Consider the following 20,983-nt stretch of genomic DNA (forward strand, 5'->3'; position numbering starts at 1 on the left):
TCGTCATATTTTCTTCAGACCATCCCGGCGTACGAATATCAGTCGCCGTTCCGTCGCGTCGCCGGACGGTCCCAGCGCATATCCGTCGATCCACAGCCAGCCGGAATAGGTGAGTCGCGAGTCGACGCGAATCACCCGGAACGTCAACGCCCGATCGCCCGCGAACTGGACGCTCGCGGCGCCACCGACGTGCAGCACGTCTCCTGCGCGAGGCAGGTCGTCGGTCATTACGGCACCCCCGCACGACATTACACAAAATGTGTAATCAGATGACACCCCACCGATAGTCCACTTTCGAGGGTTAATAGGGCACCATGATCCGCGGCCTTTTGTTCACTCGGATCGAGGAGGATGCGCATTGGCTGCCGTGCCCGACGACGGCCATCGCTCCCGCCAGCGACAGCTCGCCGGCGATCTGCGCGCCCGGATCCTGGCCGGCGACATCGGCCCGGACCAGCGGCTGCCCAGCACCGCCGAGCTGACCCGCCGGTACGCGGTCACCAACATGACCGTCACCCGGGCGATGGGCATCCTCAAGGCGGAGGGCCTGGTCACCGGCCACAAAGGCCGGTCGGTGGTGGCCACCGGCCGGCGCCCGGCCGCGGTCGACGCCGACCTCGCCCCGCTCGCGACCGGCTCGGTCCGGCTGCTCGACGTCGGCGAGATCCCGGCGCCGGCCCAGGTGGCCCGGACGTTCGGCCTGGACCGGGACGAACCGGTGGTGGTCCGCCACCAGTTGTTGCTGCTCGACGACGAGCCGGCCGAGCTCAGCTGGACGTATTACCCCACGCCGCTGGCCCGCGGCACAGCCCTGGCCGAGCCGCACCGCCTGCCGGACGGCTCATCGGCGGTGCTGGCCGCGCTGGGCCACCCGCTGCGGCGCGCGGTCGACCAGGTTTCGGTACGCCCCGCGACGGTGGCCGAGTTCGTCGCGCTGCGCCTACCCGAGGACATCCCGGTGCTGCGTCAGTTCCGGGTCGGCTACACCGACGGCGGACGGGCGGTCGAGGTGAGCATCATGATCAAGGCCGGCCAACAATTCGAGATCCGTTACGAGGTGCGGGCACCCGGTTGACCCGGATCGGCCGGAGCCCGTCCTGGCGGACGAAGATGCGCCGGCGCTGCAGCGCGTTGCCGGCCGGGCCGACGACGTAGCCGTCCAGCCAGATCCAGCCGTCGTAGGTGACCCGCGGATCGACCCGGATGATCCGGAAGGTCAGCGCCCGGTCGCCGGAGAACTGCACGCTCGCGTCCGGACCGACGTGCACCACGTCACCCGGTCGTATCGCCACTTGGGGCATGCGTGTCCCCTTCCGCCAAAGGTCCCCAGAGGAAAATAGCTGTTGATCAATTAAATGCGATAGCTACGTGCGCGATCTGTAATCGGGAGAATGATCGGATGACCATCCACTCCACCGACCCGTTCGCCGTCCCGGACGGCGAGAAGTCGCCGGTGCGCAGGCTGCGCGGCCGGCTGGCCGCCCCGGTCACGCTCTGGACCGCGCCCGGCCCGGCCGGTCTGACCGTCTCGTCCATGCTGGTCGCCGACGGCGATCCGGGCCGGGTGCTGGGCCTGATCGACGAGGAGAGCGACTTCTGGGACGCGGTCTCGGCGGCCGGGCGGTTCGCGGTGACGCCACTGACCCCGGCCGACCGTCAGCTCGCCGACAAATTCGCCGGGCTGATGCCGGCGCCGGGTGGGCTGTTCGCCGCCGGCGAGTGGCTGCAGACGGCGTACGGCCCGGTGCCGGCGCACGCCGGGGCCTGGGCCGGCTGCTCGCTCTCGTCCGAGCGTCCGTGCGGCTGGGCGCTGCTGGTGGAGGGGATCATCGAATCGGTCCAGCTGGATACCCCGACCGAGCCGCTGGTGCACTTTCGTGGGCGCTACTCGGGACTCGACCGCTGAGCGCAGTCAGACCACCACTCAGCGCAGACGCCGACCGGTGACCGGGGGCGGGCGGCTTTCCTTCGTACGGTGCCGGAAAAGTCCGCCCCGCCAATGAAGGTGGTGACACCGTGCCGGCCACCCCCGAGAAATATCTCGAGGTGCAGAACTCCGATGAATTCGGGCATCTGCGCCGTACCCTTCGCAGGTTCATCTTCCCGACGACGATCGCGTTCATCCTCTGGTACGCCCTGTACGTCCTGCTCTCCGCGTACGCCCGGGACTTCATGGCGGTCAAGCTGTTCGGCAACATCAATGTCGCCCTGCTCCTCGGCCTGCTGCAGTTCGTCTCGACGTTCGTGATCGCCTGGTACTACTCGAAGTTCGCCGCGGAGAAGGTCGACCCGCTCGCGGACGACATCTACAACGAGATCGAGGGCGACTCCCGCCCGGCCTCGGCGGCCACCACGACCGAGGACGGGGCTCTCTGATGCCGGCGACCACCCTGCTCGCGGCCGAGGCCTCGTCGAGCACCTCGCGCACGCTGACCATCACGCTGTTCCTGATCTTCGTGGCGATCACCCTGGGCATCACCATCTGGGCGAGCCGGCAGACCAAGACCGCCACCGACTTCTACGCCGGTGGCCGGCAGTTCTCCGGCTTCCAGAACGGCATGGCGATCGGCGGCGACTACATGTCGGCCGCGTCGTTCCTCGGCATCGCCGGCCTGATCGCGCTCTACGGCTACGACGGCTTCCTCTACTCGATCGGCTTCCTGGTCGCGTGGCTGGTCGCGCTGCTGCTGGTCGCCGAGTTCCTGCGCAACTCGGGCCGCTACACGATGGCCGACGTGCTGGCGTTCCGGATGCGTCAGCGCCCGGTCCGTACCGCCGCCTCGGTCTCCACCGTGGTGGTGTCGATCTTCTACCTGATCGCGCAGATGGTCGGCGCCGGCGCGCTGGTGTCGCTGCTGCTCGGGATCACCGCGGACGAGACGTTCCTGGGGATGGACGCGAGCACCGCCAAGGTGTTCACGATCATCCTGGTCGGCGCGCTGATGATCGTCTACGTCGTGGTCGGCGGCATGAAGGGCACCACCTACGTCCAGATCGTCAAGGCGTTCATGCTGATGACCGGCGCCCTGGTGATGACGATCATGGTGCTCGCGCACTACAAGTTCAACCTGTCGACGCTGCTGGGTGACGCCGCCGCGCAGTCCGGCAAGGGGGCGGCGTTCCTCGAACCGGGCCTCCGGTACGGGGTCGAGACCGCCGGCGACGCCACGAAGACCTTCTACAGCAAGATGGACCTGCTGTCGCTGGGCCTCGCGCTGGTGCTCGGCACGGCCGGTCTGCCGCACATCCTGACCCGGTTCTACACCGTGCCGACCGCCCGGATCGCCCGCAAGAGCGTGCTCTGGGCGATCGGCATCATCGGCGTCTTCTACCTGTTCACCCTGGCCCTGGGCTTCGGCGCGGCGGCTCTGGTGGGCGGCAAGGCGATCACCGCGCAGGACAAGGCCGGCAACACCGCCGCGCCGCAGCTCGCGCAGAAACTGGGCATCGACTACCTCGGCGGGGACACCGGCGGCGCGGTGCTGCTGGCGATCATCGCGGCGGTCGCGTTCGCCACCATCCTGGCGGTGGTGGCCGGTCTGACCCTGGCGTCGTCGTCGAGCATCGCGCACGACTTCTACGCCAGCGTGATCAAGAAGGGCAACGCGTCCGAACGCAACGAGGTCGGCGTCGCCCGGATCTCGGCGCTGGTGATCGGCGCGATCGCGATCGCGTTGTCGATCTTCGCGCAGAGCCTGAACGTGGCGTTCCTGGTGGCGCTCGCCTTCGCGGTGGCCGCCTCGGCGAACCTGCCGGCAGTCCTCTACAGCCTGTTCTGGAAGCGGTTCAACACCTCGGGCGCGCTCTGGTCGATCTACGGCGGTCTGCTCTCCGCGGTCATCCTGGTGTTCTTCTCGCCGGTCGTCTCCGGCACGCCCACCGCGATGTTCCCGCACGAGGACTGGCACTGGTTCCCGCTGTCCAACCCGGGCATCATCTCGATCCCGCTGGGCTTCTTCTTCGGCTGGCTGGGCACCGTGCTCACCAAGGAGACCGACGTGAAGAAGTACGCCGAGCTGGAAGTCCGTTCCTTGACCGGCCACGGCGCGCACTGAGTCGTACCAAAAAGAAAGCCTTCCCCCTCAGCCCGGGCCGGTGTCGTCGCCGCGCCGGTCCGGGCCCGGGAGCACCCATCTCCCACCTTCGTGCCGTACCCCTGGCGGCTAACCGGATCACGGGCGATTCCGACCTAATGTGGTCCCATGTCTGCGACCACCTCTCCCAGCGGCAACTCCTCCGGACGGGCCTCCGTCCCGCCGTCCGGGCCGGCTTCCGCCCGGCCCACGGGACCGGGCGATCGGGGTCACTCCTACCAGGGCGGCAAGGGCCCGCGGGTCCGCCCGCGCTGGGGCCGCATCGCGCTCGTCGCCGGCGGCGTGGCGGTGATCCTCGCCCTGGTCGGTGGCATCTTCGCGGTCAACTACGTGAGCGGGATCGACAAGGATCTCAAGCGGACCAACGCGTTCTCCGGGCTCAGCGCGGACCGGCCGGCCAAGACGGTCGAGGGCGCGGTCAACATCCTGCTGGTCGGCAGCGACTCGCGGGACCCGGACACCAAGGACGACGCGGCCAACGCCTGGCGCGCGGACACGCTGATGGTCATGCACGTGCCGGCCGACCACAAGTCTGCGCAGCTCATCTCGATCCCGCGGGACCTGTGGGTGGTCGTCCCGAAGAGCAATGACGCGGCCTGCAGCGACGGCTCCCGCGCCAAGATCAACGCGTCGTTCGCCTTCGGTGGCCTGCCCCGCGCGGTGCACACCGTCGAGTGCCTGACCGACGTGAAGATCGACAACGTGATGGCGATCGACTTCGGCGGCTTCAAGGAGGTCACCGACGCGCTCGGTGGCGTGGACCTGAAGGTCGACCAGAGCATCACCTCGATCCACAAGCCGTTCCGGGTGTTCAAGAAGGGCATGATGCACATGGACGGCGCCCAGGCGCTGGACTGGGTGCGTCAGCGCAAGCAGTTCCCCCGCGGCGACTTCGCCCGCATGCAGCACCAGCAGGAGTTCCTCAAGGCGCTGATGGACAAGGCGGCCAGCAGCGGCACCCTGACCAGCCCGGGCAAGCTCGACGGCTTCCTCAACGCGGTGGCCAAGGCGGTCACCGTCGACCAGGACTTCTCGCTCAAGGACATGGTGTTGCAGTTCCGCAGCCTCCGCGGCGACAACCTGACGTTCCTGACCAGCCCGAACAAGGGCAGCGAGACGATCGCCGGGCAGTCCGTGGTGGTCTCCGACCGGGAGAAGGCGCTGGCCCTGTTCCAGGCGGTCGCCGCCGACAAGATGGCCGAGTGGATGGCGGCCAACCCGGTCAAGAAGTCGTGACCGAATCCGGGGTCGTACGCTGGTAGCCGTGTTCGGACCTCAGGTACCCAGCGTGACCCCGGATCAGGTCGATTCCGACGCCTATCTCCTCGACGTGCGCGAGCCGGATGAATGGACCGCCGGCCACGCGCCGGGCGCCCATCACCTGCCGATGATGGAGGTGCCGGCCCGGATGGCCGAGGTGCCCAACGACGGCGAGGTCGTGGTGATCTGCCGCGCCGGCGGGCGCTCCGGCCAGGTGGTCGGCTATTTGATCAACAACGGCTGGGACAACGTGCGCAACCTAGACGGCGGGATGCAGTCGTGGGCGGCGGCCGGCCGCGACGTGGTCAGCGAGGACGGGCAACCGGCCCGGGTGTTGTGACCGGCTATCGGCCTCTCGTCTTCGCGCATCGCGGGGGCGCCGACGCGCTGCCCGAGCACACGCTCGGGGCCTACCTGCGCGCGCTGGACGAGGGCGTCGACGGCCTGGAGTGCGACGTCCGGCTGACCCGCGACGGGCACCTGGTCTGCTTCCACGACCGGAACCTGAGCCGCACCAGCAACGGCCGGGGCCTGGTCAGCCGGCGCACCCTGGCCGAGCTCGACCGGCTGAACTACGGCTCCTGGCACCCCGGCTACCCGGCCGACGAGGAGCTTCCCGACCTGAGCCGGCTGCTCACCCTGGAGCGCCTGCTCGAGGCGGTGCGCGACTCCGGCCGCGCGGTGCGGCTGCTGATCGAGACCAAACACCCCTCGATGTACGGCGCCGAGGTGGAACGCCGCCTGATCAAGATGCTCCGCAAGTTCGGGCTGGCCGAGCCGAAGCCGGACGATCCGGTGCAGGTGACGGTGATGTCCTTCGCGGCGCTCGCGCTGCGCCGGATCCGCGCTCAGGCGCCCGGTGTGCCGACCGTCTACCTGATGGAGCTCCTGCCGCCGATGGCCGGCAAGGGGAAGCTGCCGTTCGGCTCCCGGATCGCCGGGCCGGGCGTGGAGCTGCTCCGCAACCGGCCCGGTCTGCTGCCGGCGATGCGGGCGGCCGGCCACCAGGTCTACGTGTGGACCGTCAACGAGCCGGACGATCTGGAGCTGGTGCTCCGGCACCAGGTGGACGGCGTGATCAGCGACCGGCCACGGTTCGTCCTGGAACGCCTGGAGCAGATGTGATCGCGCACACATCTGCAGGATGCTGAGCGGCGGGGCAGACTCGCAGACATGCCGGATCGTCCCGACTATCCAGCGCTGACCCGGGGTCAGATCGCGGTCCTCGACCGCGTCAACGCCGGGGAGAGCGGCCTGCCCGTGCTCCAGCAGCTGGTCCAGCTGGCCCAGGACGTGCTCGGCGCGCGCGGCGCCGGCTTCGCGGAGTACTCCGGCGGCCACGGCCGGATCATCGCGGCCACCGGCGTGTGCGAGGCGGCCGTCGGCCGCCGGGTCGAGCGCCGGCTGGAGTCCGGCGCCCGCACCCTGCTGGTGCCACTCGACTCGGTGAACGACGAGTTCGCCCGGCAGATCGAGGGCGGCGAGCTGCGGCACATGCTCGGCGCCCGCTGCGAGGCCGGGGACACGTTCGCCGGCTCGGTGCACGTCTACTTCGGCGCCGACGCCGGCGAGCCCGGGCCGGAGCATCACGCCGTGCTCGAGCTGCTGGCCGGGCTGGTCGGCCGGCTCTACGGCCGCGGCGCCGGGCTGCCGGTGCACCCGGTGACCGCGCCGGCCCAGGCCGACCGGGATCTCTGGGTCGCGGTCACCAGCCACGAGCTGCGCACCCCGGTCACCGTGATCAAGGGGTACGCGGACACCCTCACCAACCACTGGGAGACGCTCGGCGAGCCGGGCCGCCGGGAAGCCGTCCGGGTGATCGGCAACCGGGCCGGCGAGCTGGCCCGGCTGGTCGACCGGCTGCTGTCGGCGGCCAGCGACGGGGTGCTCGGCTCCGCGCCGGCCGGGCCGTTCGACCTGGTCGAGGCGCTGCGCGAGGCGGCCGGGGAGCTGCCGGCCGACCTGCGCCGGCGGTTGAAGCTCGGGGACATGCCGGAAAACCTGCCGAAGGCGTACGGGCACCGCGACACGATCGCCACGATCCTCACCGAGCTGTCCACGAACGCGGAGAAGTACTCCCCGCCGGACAGCACCGTCGAGGTGTGCTCCGGGACCGACGACGACACCCTGCTCTTCCGGGTCTCCGACCGGGGCGCCGGCATCGCGCCCGAGCACGTCGAGCACGCCTTCGAGCGGTACTGGCAGGCCGAGGGCGGCGACCGGCACCACCACCCGGGCGCCGGCCTGGGCCTCTACCTGGTCCGGCAGATGGTCGAGCGCCAGCACGGCTGGGTCTCGCTGCGCCCGCGTGAGGGCGGCGGCACGGTCGCCGAGGTCCGCCTGCGCCGCGCCTAGGGCTGACTTGACCCGGCCGGGGTGGGCCGCGTCACCGCTTTACGGGCGACACCGCCTAGGCTGTTCCCCCGTGAGCAAGCGTCGTAAGTCCCAGTCCGAGCCCAAGACCAAGGTGCGCGACATCTTCGTCGCCCGCCCGTTCGAGGGTCTGACCGACGAGCCCGAGTGGGTCGCGCTGCGGGAGCTGGTCCCGGCCGCCTCCGCGCCGCTGACCCTGAAGCCGGAGATCGTCGAGGAGTACGGCGACCGCCCGGTCACGCTCTCCACCGTGCTCCCGATGGCCTGGCCGGCCATGTCCCGCCAGGACGGGCAGGTCTTCATCGGCCTGCAGCGGCACGTCCAGTCCGGGGACGTCTCGCGCGACCTGGCCGTGGCGATTCTTTCCGCGCTGCGGACCAAGCCCGGCGACCCGGTCTCCGTGCCGGCGCTGCCCGGCGAGGGCCCGCGCCTGCAGGACGTGCTGGTCGACGGCCCGCTCGAGATCACCATGCAGGACGGCTTCGAGTACTGGCTGGACCCCGAGCAGCTGCAGGACGCCAGCGTGAAGGCGTCGCTGGAGCGGGCGAACGCGTCGATCTACCCGACCGTGCGCCTGGCCGCGGCCAAGGCGGCGTACTGGTGCCGGATCGCGCCGGACAAGGGCCACGTCCGCTGGGTGCTCGGCGACGACGAGGACCAGGGGCTGGACACGCTGGCCCGGCTGTCCGCCGCGGGCGAGCTGGTGCTGCGCGAGGACACCAAGTTCGCCGGCATGTTCCGCGCGCACGGCCTGTTGGTGCCGGTCTGGGACATCCCGGGCGAGCCGGAGGCGGCCGACTGGGAGGCGCCGCTGGCCGACTTCGCCAAGCGCTACCAGGACACGTTCGCGATCACCGAGCCGCTCGACGCCGCCGCGCGCCGCGCCAAGCAGGGCCTGATCGGCCGCCAGCTGACGCTGCGCTGACCTCCCGGCGGCCTTCGGCAGGAAGATCAAATTCTTCTTTGCCTCGGTCCGCCGGGGTACAGATCGTCGCTCCCGCGGGGACCCTTCCGGTCCTCGCAGGGCGCTGGCGCGCCCAGAACGCGAGGCCCTCCAGGGCGATGTCCGTGGGTGGTCGCGGTTTCAAAGGACCCGAAAACCCGTGGCCTCAGCGGCCGGTCCGGGTGAAGTCGGCGATCCAGTTCGGCTCCCAGGTCTCGCCCTTGTCGGTGGAGAAGGCCTGCTCCCAGCGGGCCGACTCGGCGGTGATCCCGGACCACAGGAACCGGACCCGGATCGGCTGCCCGTCCCACTCCTCGTCGTCGTAGAAGCGGCCGCACCCGTCCGCCTCGAACCGGCCCACGGTCGGCGGCAGGGCCAGCCCGCCCCCGCTGCGCGCCCAGTAGAGCGACCACAGGTCGGTGCCCGGGTCGTACAACCGCACGGTCAGCCCGAACGAGTCCCCGAAGCGGACCTCGTCGACGTTGCCGGCGCCGTCGAAGATGTTCCAGCAGCGGGTGGTCGCGCTGACCTCGTACCAGTCGTCGGACCCGGCCAGCGCCTTCCGCAGCCGCCGCTGCTTCGAGCTCCAGGTCCCGACGAAGAAGTCAAAGTTGTTCTCGGCAAGCGTCATGACCGGACGCTAGGCCCGGCCCCCTGACACCTTCTGTCAGGTTCAGCCGGCCAGCGGATCCCGCAGGATCGGGCAGCTCATGCAGCGAGGGCCGCCTCGGCCGCTGCCGAGTTCCGACCCCTGGATCCGGATGACCTCGATGCCGGCGTGCTCCAACTGGGCGTTCGTCTCCACGTTGCGCTCGTAGGCGACGCACAGCCGCGGGGCCAGGGCCAGCGTGTTGTTGCCGTCGTCCCACTGCTCACGCTCGGCGGTGACCGGGTCCAGGCCGGTGTCGATCACACGCAGCCGGTCGATCCCCATCGCCTCGGCGGCCGCCTCCAGGAACGGGCGCGGCGGCCGTACGCTCAATTGCTCTTGATCTTGACCGGAAGTGATGGTCCACGCCTGGAGCGTGTCGGCGACGTTGGGGTACATCACCACGGCGTCCGCGTCCACCATGGTGCAGACGGTGTCGAGGTGCATGGTGGCGCGCTCCTGCGCGATCGGCACGGCCAGCACGGTGTGCGCCAGACCGGCCGCCAGCACCCGGCGGGCCAGCCGCTCGGCCCCGGCCGGCGTGGTCCGCTCGCCGACGCCGATCGCCAGCACCTGGGGCGCGAGCACCAGCACGTCACCGCCCTCGACGTGCTCCAGCGCCGGGTCGTAGAGCAGCTCGGCGCGGGCGAAGCGCGGGTGGTACCGGTACACCGCGTGGGTGAGCGTGGTCTCCCGCCGCCGGGCCGGCATCGCCAGGCTGGTCACCGCGACCCGGTCGCGCACCCAGACCGACGAGTCCCGGGTGAAGAGCAGATTGGGCAGCGGGTCGATGACGAAGTCGCTGCGCGCCAGCATCTCGTAGACCAGGCTGCCACCGCCCGGCTTGACCTCCTCATGGGCCAGACCGGCGACGAGCACCTCGGCGAGCCGGTCCGGATCCTGGTCGGCCAGGTAGTCGGCGACCCCGGCGCGCAGGCCGTCGCCGAGCCGCGCGTCGGCGAGCACCCCGGCGGTCAGCTCCGCGCGGGCCGCCGGCACGGCGAGCGTCTCGGCGAGCAACTGAGAGAGATAGAGCACCTCGACACCGCGGGACCGCAGTGCCTCGGCGAACCGATCATGCTCCTCCTGGGCCCGGCCGACCCAGGGGATGCCATCGAAGAGCAACGAGCCGCTGTTCCGCGGCGTGAGCCTGGCCAGCTCTTTTCCCGGTCGGTGGAGGAGGACGGTGCGCAGGCGGCTGACTTCACTGTCGACGTACACCAGGCCGACGTTAGTCCGTACCGAACGCGATCGCCCGGTCACGTTCTGATCTAGATCCTGAGACGGGCATGCACCGATCCGGCGTCAGGGATAACTTGGCAGAGTGCGACGAAACCCCGGACCGCTCGTGTGGAGTAGCACTATCCGCAAGAAGAGGTTGTCCGTGAATGCGGTATTCATCCACACTTCTTTCTCTTTCTTTCCACTCCGCCGCCCTTCTCCGTGAGGGGCTGAGCACGTACGGTAGTTGGAAACAGAGAGCCAGCCCGAAAGACCTTTTGCCGGAGGTCGCAGTGACTGTCTTCCCCGCCCGCCCTGCCCTGCCCGTGCCCTCAGCCAACCGCGCACTGACGCCGGTCGGTCATGCGGCGCCTCCGACGGCTCTCGAGCCCCGGTTGACGCCGATGGAGTGGGCCCGGCGCCGACGCGCCGATCGCGAGAACCGCCGCATGGAAGCGGCCGGAGCTCGCGCCCTGACCCGCCTCGACCGACTCGGTTCGGCGTGGCACATCGTGGACTGGCCGCGAACCGACCTGTCCCAGTCGTATTACGAGCCCGACCCCGCCGACGAGCGGGCCGGGTTCCTCGCCATCGGCCCCGGTGGCGTCTATGCGGTGACCGTGGCCGACCACGGCCGCTCCCGCGTCCTGATCGCCGGTGACGTGGTGCAGATCAACGGTAAGCGGCCGCAGTACGTGGCCGAGGCCCGTCGTGACGCCCGGCGTGCCGCGAAAGCACTCTCCGCGGCGGTCGGCCTGAACGTGCCGGTCACCCCGGTGCTGACGTTCGTCGGAAACGGTGTGATCAGCGTCCACGGCCTGCCGAAGGATTGTCTGGTCGCCACCGACAAGGAGCTCGACCGGCTGCTGCTCGCCGGTGGCGCTCGCATCTCCGCGGCCACTGCCAGCAAACTCTCGGCGGTCGCGAGCAACCCGGCCACCTGGTCGAACGCACCCTACCGGCCGGCCGGTGACTACCGTTGGTACAGCAACGGACAGACGGCCGCTGACAAGCGGCCGACCCGCCGGTAACGTTCCTTGCAACGCCGTCGACGGTGGCGCCCCGTTCCCCAGGGGCGCCCGGTCGGCGCGACGGAAGCGAGGAGGAGCGGGTGGCGCATGTTGAGCTCTCCCTCTCGGGAGCGTTCGTCCCCCAGGCACGCACACCGGCCGAGGCCGAATTCATCACCGGCGTCGAGCGCTGGGCCGGCACCGTGGCGGTCGCCGACGAGCCCTGTCTGATCGTCGACGAGACCGGCGCGATCGTGGCCGTCTCCCCGTCCGGCAGCGAGCTGCTCGGGCTGGGCAAGCCGTCCGACGCGATCGGCAAGCGGCTGACCGCGGCGCTGCAGCTGATCGACTTCACGGCCGGCGCGGGCCCGCTCGAGGACCCCGAGGCGGAGAAGATCCCACCGCTGCTCGCGGTCCGCAGCGCGCGCCTGACCCGCGGGCTGCTGCGCGTCCTGCCGGATGCCGAGAAGGCGCCGCTGACGGTGGACGCGGTCTCCACGCCGCTGCTGACGGGCGACCGGGTGGCCGGATCGTTGACCTTTCTCTCCCCGGTTCACTACTGACGTCCGGTTTGCCCGTGGCGGTGTGGTGTTCGCCGCATCCGGTAACCATTGGGTGTTACCGATCCGTAACGTAGTCTGCCGTCATGCTCGATCTAGACCTGTTACCAGGGGAATACGCGGTGTGCCGCCTGCCGGCCGGTACGCCCTTGCCCACCTCCCTGACCACGGGTCCGGATGACAAGAGTGTCCTCTCGGTGACCTGGGGGCAGGACGAGATCTCGATCATCTGCCTGGCCGACCGGGTGCCGGCGGGCGCCGAGGCCGACACCGCCTGGCGATGTCTGCGCGTGGCCGGGCTGACCACCGCGATGACCGGGGTGCTGGCCTCGCTGGTCGGGCCGCTCGCCGACGCCCGGGTCAACATCGTCACGTTCTCCACCTACGACACCGACTATCTGCTGGTGCCGACGGTGCGGCTGACCGAGGCGGTCAACACGCTCACCGCGGCCGGGCACCGAATAGCCGGCTGACGATCTGGCACAGCCCGGGTAAGGCTTCTAGCATGACCGGGTGTCCCCGCACACCCGCTACATCCCCCTGGCCGTCGGCGCCCTGCTGCTGACGGCGGCCTGCGGCTCGTCCCACTCCGACTCCCGTTCCGATGCCGCACCGGCGCCCTCGGCCAGTCTGCCGTCGGTGGTCGGCCTGCAGCCGCCGGTGTCCCTGCCGCCGCCGACGTTCACCCCGATCACGCCGGGCGCGCTGCCGACGTGGACACCGCCGACATACGTGTACCCGCCCGTCATCACGCCCACGACCACCACGCCGACCGCGGCGCCGCTGACCAAGTCGCCGACGCCCACCCCGGCGCGGGCCGCCAAGTGCAGCGGGCAGCCGACCGGGGCGGAGATCCTCGCGCTGATCAAGGGCAAGCCCGGCATCCCGAACAAGACTCTGCAGGTGCAGGACGGGCCGTTCTGCTCGGGGACGTGGACGTTCACGACGGTGAAGCTGGCCGGGTCGGGCAGCGATCAGCAGGAGCCGTTGAGCGTGGTGAGCACCGGGAAGGGCAGCACGCTGACGCTGATCACGGCGGGGTCGGATGTCTGCAACGCTCAGGTCCAGGCCAGTGCGCCGGCCGGGATCCGGGTCATGGCCTGCGGCTTCTGAGGTCGGCGCGGTTCCGACCGCTGGGCTCGCGCTGGGAACTCGCCCTGGGTGCTCGCGCTGGGAACTCGCCCTGGGTGCTCGCGCTGGGCGTGACGTGCTGGCGCTGGGCGTGACGTTCCGGGTCCTAGACTGACGGGATGCCCGGAACGCCGCCCACGCGCTTCACCTACCTCGGCCCGGAGGGGACCTTCACCGAGGCGGCCCTGCGGACCATTCCGGCCGCTGAGCACGGGCTTCGGATCCCGGCGCGGAGCGTGCCCGAGGCGCTGGAGGCGGTGCGGGCCGGCGAGGCCGACGCCGCGCTCGTCCCGATCGAGAACTCGGTCGGCGGGGCCATTCCGGTCACCCTGGACGAGCTGGTCACCGGCAGCCCGCTGATGATCGCCCGCGAGGTGCTGCTGCCGGTCGAGTTCGTGCTGGCGGCGGACGCGCTGAAACCGCTCACCGAGCTCCGGAGCATCGCGGCGCACCCGCAGGCGTCCGCGCAGTGCCGGCACTGGCTGCAGGCGAACGTGCCGGACGCGGTCGTGGTCGACGTGCTCTCCAACGCGGCGGCGGCGCTCAGCGCGGCCGCCGGGGAGTACGACGCGGCCCTCTGCGCCCCGATCGGCGTGCCCCGCAACCGGCTCACCGTGCTGGCCGAGAAGGTCGCCGACCGGGCCGAGGCGGTCACCCGCTTCGCCCTGCTGACCCGGCCGGGGTCACCGCCGCCGCCGACCGGTGACGACGTCACCTCGCTCGCCGTGTCGATCCGGCACGATCAGGTGGGGGCGCTGCTCGCGGTGCTCACCGAGCTCGCGGTGCGCGGGGTCAACCTGTCCCGGATCGAGTCGCGGCCGACCGGGGAGCAGCTCGGGACGTACTTCTTCTTTCTGGACTGCACCGGGCACGTGGCCGGGGCGCGTCTCGGGGAGGCGTTGCGGGGGCTGCGCCGGATCTGTGCGGAGGTGCGCTTCCTGGGCAGCTACGCCCGGCACCGCCTCCAGCCGGAGCCGCCGGTCCAGGCGCCGGCCGGCCTCTCCGACCTCGACTTCGCCGACTCCTCCGCCTGGCTGGACCGCCTCCGCTCCGGCGAGCCCGGCTGACCCGCCCGGCGAACCCGGCTGACCCGCCCGGTGAGCCCGGCTGACCCGCCCGGCTGGCTGAGTGCCGGCCGGGACCGTGAGTCGCGGCTGGGCCTTGGGCCGGCAGGCGGCTCGCGGGGTCCTTTTAAACCGCAACCACCCACGGACATCGCCCTGGAGGGCCTCGCGTTTTTGGGCGCCCCGCGCCCTGCGAGGCCCGGAAGGGTCCCCGCGGGAGCGACGATCAGTTATTGGCCGCAGCCGAGGCAATGAAGACCTTGAAGTTGATCTTGATTGTCCGAAATCTATCCCCAGCCGAGTTCGTGGAGGCGGGCGTCGTCGATGCCGAAGTGGTGGGCGATCTCGTGCACGACGGTGATCGCCACCTCCTCCACCACGTCGTCCTCGGAGTCGCAGACGCGCAGCGTGGGCAGGCGATAGATGGTGATCCGGTCGGGCAGGACGCCGGCGTAGTCCCAGCCGCGGTCGGTGAGCGCGGTGCCCTCGTAGAGGCCGAGCAGGTCCTCGCCGTCCGGCGGGTTGTCCTCGACCAGGAACACCACGTTGTTCATCAACGACAGCAACTCGTCGGGCACCTCGTCGAGAGCATCACCGACGAGTTCCTCGAAACGCTTCCGATCCATCTCCACCGGCACACCGACCATTGTGCCGCCGGCGCGGCCCGTTGCCAGGCCGCGCCGGAGCGGGCGAACGAGGGTCAGACGAGCTTCGCGGAGAGGCTGATCGCGGCACCCGGGCTGAGCAGGCGCGAGATCGGGCAGTTCTCCTTGGCGCCCTCGGCGATCTTCTGGAACGTGGCGTCGTCGATGCCGGGGACGTCACCGACCGTCTCCAGGTCGATCCGGGAGACGCCGAAGCCGCCGTCGGTCTTGTCGAGGTGCACCTTGGCGACGGTCTCCACCGAAGTGGGCGTGAAGCCCGCGTCGGCGAGACCCTTCGAGAACGCCATCGAGAAGCAGCCGGAGTGGGCGGCGGCGATGAGCTCCTCGGGGTTGGTTCCCTCACCCTCCTCGAAGCGTGACTTGAAGGAGTAGTTCCCCTGCAGGCCACCCTTACCGGTCTTTACCGTGCCGGAACCCTCGGTGAGGTTCCCTTCCCAGCGGGCCGTGGCAGTACGAATAGGCATGAACAGAACGCTAGCCCATCCGGGCCCCGGTGGAAGGCCGACGACGCAGGGCCCATCATGGATCACATGTCGGAAACGGGGTCCGGGACAGTGATCGAATTCGGTTCGGCGGAACGGCCGAGCCGCTTCCGTGGCTTGACCGGGGATCGACGGGTGGCGCCACTGGTCGCCGGGCTGGGCGGGGTGGCGGCGTTCGCGTCGCTGATCTCCGAGTGGCAGGTGACCACGGTCGACGGGTTGGCGTACGGCAGTGACGAGGTCGGCGAGACGAAGATGCTGCCGACCGACCTGTTCGACCTGTCGGGCGTCGGCGCGGCGTACCTGATCGGGCTTCTTCTGCTGACCGTCGCGGTGCTGCTGGCGCTGGTCGGGCCGGCCGCCGGGCAGCGGTATGCCCGGCTGGCCGGGCTGGGCGCCGGCGGCGTGCTGTTCGCGCTGCTGCTCGCCATGATCCAGATGCTCGGCGCGCAGAGTCGCCTGGTCAGTCGCGCCTACATGATCGCCGAGGATGCCGAGCACCTGAAGGTGGCGCTCGGGCGCGGCCTGTGGTGTGCGCTGGCCGCGGTGGCCGCCGCGTTGATCGCCCTCTGGCTGTCCGGCCGCGGGTCCGCGAAGCCGCCGGTGCACCGGGAGGTGCCGGCCGAGCTGGACGAGGACGAGCCGCTGGAGTTGAGCATCATGCCGACGGCGCCGTTCGCCCCGACTTCCGACAACCGGGACATCCCCCTTCGATGACCGCCGGAATACTCGCGCGAAAGCGCCGGTATTCAACCGGTAGGCTCCACAATCGTGATTGACCTGCGTCTGCTTCGTGAAGATCCGGAACTGATCCGCGCGAGCCAGCGGCTGCGCGGCGAGTCCACCGAGTTGGTGGACGACCTGCTGCGTGCCGACGAGGAGCGCCGTTCCGCCACCCAGCGGTTCGAGACGGTCCGGGCCGAGCAGAAGTCCATCGGCAAGGAGGTCGCGAAGGCTTCCGGTGACGAGCGGACCGCCCTGCTCTCGCGGACCAAGGAGCTGTCCGCCGAGGTGAAGGCCGCCGAGGCCGCGGCCGGCGAGGCCGAGCAGGCGCTCAAGCGCGCGCACCTGGCCGTGCCCAACGTCGTCCAGGGCGCCCCGCCCGGCGGCGAGGACGACTTCGTGGTGCTCCGTGAGGTCGGCGCGATCCCGGAGATCGCCGACCCGAAGGACCATCTGGAGATCGGCGAGGCGCTTCGGGCGATCGACACCGAGCGGGGCGCCAAGGTGTCCGGCTCGCGGTTCTACTTCCTGACCGGCGTCGGCGCGCTGCTCCAGCTGGGCATGCTGCAGCTGGCCATCCAGCAGGCGGTCGAGCACGGCTTCATCCCGTCGATCACGCCGACCCTGGTCCGGCCGGAGTCGATGGAGGGCACCGGCTACCTGGGCGCCCACGCCAGCGAGGTGTACCGGCTGGAGGCCGACGACCTGTACCTGGTCGGCACGTCGGAGGTGGCCCTGGCCGCCTACCACTCGAACGAGATCCTCGACCTCGACGAGCCGCGGCGGTACGCCGGGTGGTCGTCCTGCTATCGGCGGGAGGCCGGCTCGCACGGCAAGGACGTGCGCGGCATCCTGCGGGTCCACCAGTTCGACAAGGTGGAGATGTTCTCGTTCGCCCGGCCGGAGGACGCCGAGGCCGAGCACCAGCGTCTGCTCGCCATGGAGGAGGAGATGCTGGCCAAGGTCGAGATTCCGTACCGGGTGATCGACGTGGCCGCCGGCGACCTGGGGACGAGCGCGGTCCGCAAGTTCGACTGCGAGGCGTGGGTGCCGTCGCAGCAGCGCTACCGCGAGGTCACCTCGACGTCGAACACGACGACGTTCCAGGCCCGCCGGCTCAACATCCGGTACCGGGACGAGAACGGCAAGCCGCAGACCGTGGCGACGCTGAACGGCACGCTCGCCACCACCCGCTGGCTGATTCCGATCCTGGAGAACCACCAGCAGCCGGACGGCTCGGTTCGGGTGCCGAAGGCGCTCCAGCCGTTCCTCGGCGGCCGCGACGTGCTCGAACCCAGCCGCTAACGATCTCGACATCGCCCGGTCACCAGTTGTCATAGATGCTGGTGGCCGGCCCGGTGTAACGTTCTCCTTCCGCCCTCCGCGGGGGTCCGCAAGACCCACGGAGGTTCCGATGCTCAAGCCTGGGCTGCCGAAGCTCATCGCCACGGATCTCGACGGCACGCTCGTCCGCAGCGACGACACCGTCTCCGCGTTCACGCACGAGGTCCTGGGCCGGGTCCGCGACGCCGGCATCCGGATCGTCGCCGCGACCGGCCGTGGTCCCCGGCTCACCGCGCTGACCCGCAACGACATCCGGGTCGCCGACTACCTGGTGCTCGCCCAGGGCGGCTGGGTGCTCGACCAGGCCGATTCCCGCTATCTTCGCCAGGCGCGGCTGCCCGGGTTCGTGCTGGCCGACGTGCTGGCCCGGATCGAGGCCGTGGCCGGCCCGCTGTCGGTGATGTTCGAGGCCCTGGAGCACGACGACTCCCCGCTCTGGGGCGACTTCGACCCGACCTGGCGCTACCCGGTGACCGTCGAGGCGCGCACCCGGGCCGAGTGCGTCAGCGGTGACGTGATCAAGGCGTTCGCCCGGTCGTTCGGGCACCACGTCGACGAGCTGCTGGCGATCGCCCGCGAGGTCGTGCCGGCCGACGTGGCCACCGTCACCCAGGCCGGTCTCGACTATGTGGAGATCTGCCCGGCGAACGTGGACAAGGGCACCGGCCTCGCGGTGGTCGCCGAGGCGGTCGGCGTCGACCCGGCGGACGTGCTGGTCTTCGGCGACATGCCCAACGACCTGCCGATGTTCAGCTGGGCCGGGTGGGGCCGGGTGGCCGTCGCCAACGCGCACCCGGAGCTGCTCGCGGTCGCCGACGAGGTGACGCTGACCAACGATCAGGACGGGGTGGCGGTGTATCTCGACCGGCTATTGTCGAGGTGATGGCACCCTGGCGACTCGTAGCGACCGATATTGACGGCACCCTGATCGACGACGAGCGCCGGCTCAGCCGCCGGACCATCGAGGTGCTGACCGCGCTTCCGGTGCCGGTGGTGCTGGTGACCGGGCGGCCGCTGCGCTGGCTCGAGGATCTCTACGATCAGTTGCCGGCCCGGCTGCCCGCGGTCTGTGCGAACGGCGCGGTGATCTACGACCCGCACGCCGACCAGGTGCTGCGGACCGATCCGCTCTCCTGCGAAGCGCTGGTCGACGTGATCGGCCGCCTGCGCGACGCGGTGCCGGACCTGTCGCTCGCGGTGGAGATCGAGGACGGTCGCGCCTTCCGGCACGAGTCGACCTGGCCGATCCGCTGGGTCGATCACCGGGTGCGGGTGATCGCCACGCCCGAGGAGCTGACCTCGGAGCCCGCGGTGAAACTGCTGGCCCGCTCGGCGACCGCGGATCCGGACGACTTCCTGGAGCTGGTCAGCAAGGCGCTCGGCGGGGTCGCCGAGGCCACCCGGTCGTCGTCGTCCGCGCTGGTGGAGATCTCGGCGGCCGGGGTGACCAAGGCGGCCGGGCTCGCCTGGTTCTGCGAGCGGGAAGGGATCACCGCGGACCAGGTGGTCGCGTTCGGGGACATGCCGAACGACATTCCGATGCTGGCCTGGGCCGGGCGGGCGGTCGCGATGGGCAACGCGCACCCCGCGGTGCGCGCGGTGTCCGACGAGAGCACGCTGACCAACGTCGCGGATGGCGTTGCGGTTTACCTGCAAAAAGCTTTCAACATCTAAGAGCATTTCGCCGTACGGCCGGAGCAGGCGCCCTGGGGTCTCCCCGACTCGGCGCCCAGCCGCGTCCCGCCCCTGGGCCGGCTCACTCTTCCACCAGCGCCCAGCCGCGTCCCGCCCCTGGGCCGGCTCGCCCTTCCACCAGCGCTCAGCCGCGTCACGCTCGCGGGCCGGCTCGGCTTTCCGGCTGGTGCTCAGGGTTGTCTTGCGGGCTTTGAAGCGCCCTGAGCACCAGCCGGGCGGCGGGAGCGCGTTGCGGCCCGGAGCGGCAGCGGCCGTGCGCGGGATCGGCACGGGCGCGGCTCCACGGCGTACCCAAATCGGGTCTAAAGGTATTGACCTGTGGGGCTTTCCGATTTGCCCGGGATGCCCATCGGCAGGGCGGGACGGCCCTGGCCGCCGCGGATCTGCTCGAGCTGGAGACGGGCGGCCATCTGCTGCGCGACAAGCGCGGCCTGGATGCCGTGGAACAGCCCCTCCAGCCAGCCGACCAGCTGCGCCTGGGCGATGCGGATCTCGGACTCGCTCGGCGGTTTGTCGCCCTCGAACGGGAGGGACAGCCGCTCCAGCTCCTCGCGCAGCTCCGGGGCCAGGCCCTCCTCCAGCTCCTTGATCGACCGCTCGTGGATCTCCCGCAGCCGACCGCGGCTGACCTCGTCGAGCGGAGCGGCCTTCACCTCCTCGAGCAGCTGCTTGATCATGCTGCCGATGCGCATGACCTTCGCCGGCTGCTCGATCAGGTTGCCCGGCTCCTCGGGGCTCATCGTGCCGTCCTCCTCGATGGTGCCCAGCGGGCGGCCGTCCGGGCCCACGACGATGACGGAGCCGTCTTCCTTGTGCTCAGTGGTGCGGGTGTCCTCGGTCATGCGAACCATCTTTGCGCACGGGATCCAAAGGTGCCCGTGAGGTCAGTGCCTTCTCGGCCCTCAACTCGGCGACGGCTGGGTTGGGGATCGCGGCGGCTAGGCCCTCAACTCGGCGACGGCGCACTTCACGCTGCCGCCGCCGCGCTTGAGTTCGGAGAGATCCACGTGGACGGGCTGATATCCGGCGGCGCGGACCTTGCGGCCCATGTCGATCGCGTCGGTGTTCAGGATCACGTGGCGACCGTCGCTGACCAGGTTCAGGCCGAACGCCTCGGCGTCGGCGCGGTCGGCGAGCACGGCGTCCGGGAAGAGTTGGGCGAGCACCTGCCGGGAGGCCGGCGAGAACGCCTCCGGGTAGTACGTGACGTGCCGGTCGTCGAGCGCGGCCAGCGCCGTGTCCAGGTGGTAGAAGGCCGGGTCGATCAGGCGGAGCGAGATCACCGGGCGGCCCAGCGCCTCCTGCGCCTCGGCGTGCGCGGCCGGGTCGGTGCGGAAGCCGTAGCCGGCCAGGACGATGCCGCCGTAGGCCGCGGGCAGGTACGCGAAGTCGCCCTCACCCTCGTTGACGTGCACCGGAGCGACGAACTTCCAGCTGCCCGCGGTGTCGTAGAACGCCTGGTGGGCCATCGCCTCGTCAGCGCGCTGCGGATAGCGGAACCGGGCGCCGTAGACCGTGCCGTCCACCGAGAACGCGCCGTTCGCCGAGTAGACCATGTCCGGCAGGCCCGGCCGGGCGTCCAACACATGCACCACGTGACCGAGATTGATCAGGGTGCTGCGCAGCGATTCCCACTGCTTCACGGCCCGGACGGCGTCCACTTCCGCGGTGATGTCCATCCACGGGTTGATCGCATACTCGACCGTGAAATGCTCCGGGGGACACATCAGGTATGTCCGTTTCCGCGGGGCTCGCTCCAAGTGGCTCAT

Annotated in this window: 26 protein-coding genes; 18 read left to right on the forward strand and 8 right to left on the reverse strand. The window is 70.5% G+C overall.

Annotated elements, in window-relative coordinates:
* Nucleotides 1-3 precede the first annotated feature (3 nt).
* Entirely contained in the window at nucleotides 4-228 is a 225-nt protein-coding gene (locus L3i22_RS52780; RefSeq protein WP_221324883.1) for a hypothetical protein, read from the reverse strand.
* A gap of 139 nt (nucleotides 229-367) precedes the next feature.
* Between L3i22_RS52780 and L3i22_RS52785 the strand changes: the two genes are divergently transcribed.
* Complete coding sequence (locus tag L3i22_RS52785) at nucleotides 368-1,075, forward strand: GntR family transcriptional regulator (RefSeq protein ID WP_221330596.1); 708 nt, start codon at nucleotides 368-370, stop codon at nucleotides 1,073-1,075.
* Here L3i22_RS52785 and L3i22_RS52790 read toward each other — a convergent pair.
* Entirely contained in the window at nucleotides 1,023-1,301 is a 279-nt protein-coding gene (locus tag L3i22_RS52790) for a hypothetical protein (protein ID WP_255657817.1), read from the reverse strand. The two genes, L3i22_RS52785 and L3i22_RS52790, sit on opposite strands and share 53 nt — an antisense overlap.
* Nucleotides 1,302-1,399: 98 nt before the next feature.
* Between L3i22_RS52790 and L3i22_RS52795 the strand changes: the two genes are divergently transcribed.
* The 8 genes from L3i22_RS52795 (at nucleotide 1,400) to L3i22_RS52830 (ending at nucleotide 8,652) form a co-directional block, all read left to right on the forward strand.
* Nucleotides 1,400-1,906 carry a flavin reductase family protein gene (locus L3i22_RS52795; RefSeq protein ID WP_221324884.1) on the forward strand — a complete coding sequence of 169 codons (507 nt, stop codon included), beginning with the start codon at nucleotides 1,400-1,402 and terminating at the stop codon, nucleotides 1,904-1,906.
* A 110-nt stretch (nucleotides 1,907-2,016) separates the two neighbouring features.
* Nucleotides 2,017-2,376: a DUF485 domain-containing protein gene (locus L3i22_RS52800; protein WP_221324885.1), complete on the forward strand. Its 360-nt coding sequence runs from the start codon at nucleotides 2,017-2,019 to the stop codon at nucleotides 2,374-2,376.
* The gene (locus tag L3i22_RS52805; protein ID WP_221324886.1) at nucleotides 2,376-4,055 is read left to right on the forward strand and encodes a cation acetate symporter; all 1,680 of its coding nucleotides are present in this window, start codon (nucleotides 2,376-2,378) and stop codon (nucleotides 4,053-4,055) included. The genes L3i22_RS52800 and L3i22_RS52805 overlap by 1 nt, the downstream gene beginning before the upstream one ends.
* Nucleotides 4,056-4,202: 147 nt before the next feature.
* Nucleotides 4,203-5,330 (forward strand): LCP family protein, encoded by a 1,128-nt coding sequence (locus L3i22_RS52810; protein ID WP_221324887.1) that lies wholly within the window; start codon nucleotides 4,203-4,205, stop codon nucleotides 5,328-5,330.
* Between the two features lie 28 nt (nucleotides 5,331-5,358).
* Nucleotides 5,359-5,694 carry a rhodanese-like domain-containing protein gene (locus tag L3i22_RS52815; RefSeq protein WP_221324888.1) on the forward strand — a complete coding sequence of 112 codons (336 nt, stop codon included), beginning with the start codon at nucleotides 5,359-5,361 and terminating at the stop codon, nucleotides 5,692-5,694.
* Nucleotides 5,691-6,479 carry a glycerophosphodiester phosphodiesterase family protein gene (locus L3i22_RS52820; protein ID WP_221324889.1) on the forward strand — a complete coding sequence of 263 codons (789 nt, stop codon included), beginning with the start codon at nucleotides 5,691-5,693 and terminating at the stop codon, nucleotides 6,477-6,479. The genes L3i22_RS52815 and L3i22_RS52820 overlap by 4 nt, the downstream gene beginning before the upstream one ends.
* A gap of 48 nt (nucleotides 6,480-6,527) precedes the next feature.
* Nucleotides 6,528-7,709, forward strand: a complete 1,182-nt coding sequence (locus L3i22_RS52825; protein WP_221324890.1) for a sensor histidine kinase KdpD — start codon at nucleotides 6,528-6,530, stop codon at nucleotides 7,707-7,709.
* 70 nt (nucleotides 7,710-7,779) lie between these two features.
* Nucleotides 7,780-8,652 carry a DUF5926 family protein gene (locus L3i22_RS52830; protein ID WP_221324891.1) on the forward strand — a complete coding sequence of 291 codons (873 nt, stop codon included), beginning with the start codon at nucleotides 7,780-7,782 and terminating at the stop codon, nucleotides 8,650-8,652.
* Between the two features lie 184 nt (nucleotides 8,653-8,836).
* Here L3i22_RS52830 and L3i22_RS52835 read toward each other — a convergent pair whose 3' ends face one another.
* Together L3i22_RS52835 and L3i22_RS52840 are read right to left on the reverse strand one after the other, a co-directional pair.
* The gene (locus tag L3i22_RS52835) at nucleotides 8,837-9,301 is read right to left on the reverse strand and encodes a hypothetical protein (protein ID WP_221324892.1); all 465 of its coding nucleotides are present in this window, start codon (nucleotides 9,299-9,301) and stop codon (nucleotides 8,837-8,839) included.
* Nucleotides 9,302-9,343: 42 nt separating this feature from the next.
* Nucleotides 9,344-10,540 (reverse strand): arginine deiminase, encoded by a 1,197-nt coding sequence (locus L3i22_RS52840; protein WP_370644334.1) that lies wholly within the window; start codon nucleotides 10,538-10,540, stop codon nucleotides 9,344-9,346.
* Between the two features lie 293 nt (nucleotides 10,541-10,833).
* On the opposite strand from L3i22_RS52840, the gene L3i22_RS52845 reads away from it, so the two are divergent.
* The 5 genes from L3i22_RS52845 (at nucleotide 10,834) to pheA (ending at nucleotide 14,308) form a co-directional block, all read left to right on the forward strand.
* Nucleotides 10,834-11,571, forward strand: coding sequence for a hypothetical protein (locus L3i22_RS52845; RefSeq protein WP_221330599.1), 738 nt, complete (start codon nucleotides 10,834-10,836; stop codon nucleotides 11,569-11,571).
* An 80-nt stretch (nucleotides 11,572-11,651) separates the two neighbouring features.
* Nucleotides 11,652-12,113, forward strand: coding sequence for a PAS domain-containing protein (locus L3i22_RS52850; protein ID WP_221324893.1), 462 nt, complete (start codon nucleotides 11,652-11,654; stop codon nucleotides 12,111-12,113).
* Nucleotides 12,114-12,196: 83 nt separating this feature from the next.
* Complete coding sequence (locus L3i22_RS52855; RefSeq protein WP_221324894.1) at nucleotides 12,197-12,583, forward strand: ACT domain-containing protein; 387 nt, start codon at nucleotides 12,197-12,199, stop codon at nucleotides 12,581-12,583.
* Nucleotides 12,584-12,623: 40 nt separating this feature from the next.
* On the forward strand, nucleotides 12,624-13,223 hold the full coding sequence (locus L3i22_RS52860; RefSeq protein WP_221324895.1) for a hypothetical protein: 600 nt from the start codon (nucleotides 12,624-12,626) through the stop codon (nucleotides 13,221-13,223).
* A gap of 137 nt (nucleotides 13,224-13,360) precedes the next feature.
* Nucleotides 13,361-14,308, forward strand: a complete 948-nt coding sequence (pheA, locus tag L3i22_RS52865; protein WP_221324896.1) for a prephenate dehydratase — start codon at nucleotides 13,361-13,363, stop codon at nucleotides 14,306-14,308.
* Between the two features lie 284 nt (nucleotides 14,309-14,592).
* On the opposite strand, the gene L3i22_RS52870 is transcribed toward pheA, so the two are convergent.
* Nucleotides 14,593-14,937 (reverse strand): metallopeptidase family protein, encoded by a 345-nt coding sequence (locus tag L3i22_RS52870; RefSeq protein WP_221330600.1) that lies wholly within the window; start codon nucleotides 14,935-14,937, stop codon nucleotides 14,593-14,595.
* Nucleotides 14,938-15,005: 68 nt separating this feature from the next.
* Nucleotides 15,006-15,434 carry an OsmC family protein gene (locus L3i22_RS52875; protein ID WP_221324897.1) on the reverse strand — a complete coding sequence of 143 codons (429 nt, stop codon included), beginning with the start codon at nucleotides 15,432-15,434 and terminating at the stop codon, nucleotides 15,006-15,008.
* Between the two features lie 153 nt (nucleotides 15,435-15,587).
* Here L3i22_RS52875 and L3i22_RS52880 point away from each other — a divergent pair, with 153 nt between their 5' ends.
* The 4 genes from L3i22_RS52880 (at nucleotide 15,588) to L3i22_RS52895 (ending at nucleotide 19,193) form a co-directional block, all read left to right on the forward strand.
* The gene (locus L3i22_RS52880) at nucleotides 15,588-16,169 is read left to right on the forward strand and encodes a hypothetical protein (RefSeq protein ID WP_221324898.1); all 582 of its coding nucleotides are present in this window, start codon (nucleotides 15,588-15,590) and stop codon (nucleotides 16,167-16,169) included.
* Nucleotides 16,170-16,223: 54 nt separating this feature from the next.
* Nucleotides 16,224-17,480, forward strand: a complete 1,257-nt coding sequence (gene serS / locus L3i22_RS52885; protein ID WP_221324899.1) for a serine--tRNA ligase — start codon at nucleotides 16,224-16,226, stop codon at nucleotides 17,478-17,480.
* Nucleotides 17,481-17,589: 109 nt separating this feature from the next.
* Nucleotides 17,590-18,402 (forward strand): HAD family hydrolase, encoded by an 813-nt coding sequence (locus L3i22_RS52890; protein ID WP_221324900.1) that lies wholly within the window; start codon nucleotides 17,590-17,592, stop codon nucleotides 18,400-18,402.
* Complete coding sequence (locus L3i22_RS52895) at nucleotides 18,402-19,193, forward strand: HAD family hydrolase (protein WP_221324901.1); 792 nt, start codon at nucleotides 18,402-18,404, stop codon at nucleotides 19,191-19,193. The genes L3i22_RS52890 and L3i22_RS52895 overlap by 1 nt, the downstream gene beginning before the upstream one ends.
* A gap of 323 nt (nucleotides 19,194-19,516) precedes the next feature.
* On the opposite strand, the gene L3i22_RS52900 is transcribed toward L3i22_RS52895, so the two are convergent.
* A complete protein-coding gene (locus L3i22_RS52900) occupies nucleotides 19,517-20,056 on the reverse strand; it encodes a bacterial proteasome activator family protein (RefSeq protein WP_221324902.1) in 540 nt (179 codons plus the stop codon).
* A gap of 96 nt (nucleotides 20,057-20,152) precedes the next feature.
* Nucleotides 20,153-20,983 (reverse strand): dimethylargininase, encoded by an 831-nt coding sequence (gene ddaH / locus L3i22_RS52905; protein WP_221324903.1) that lies wholly within the window; start codon nucleotides 20,981-20,983, stop codon nucleotides 20,153-20,155.

It is taken from the genome of Actinoplanes sp. L3-i22 (assembly GCF_019704555.1).
Lineage (GTDB): Bacteria > Actinomycetota > Actinomycetes > Mycobacteriales > Micromonosporaceae > Actinoplanes.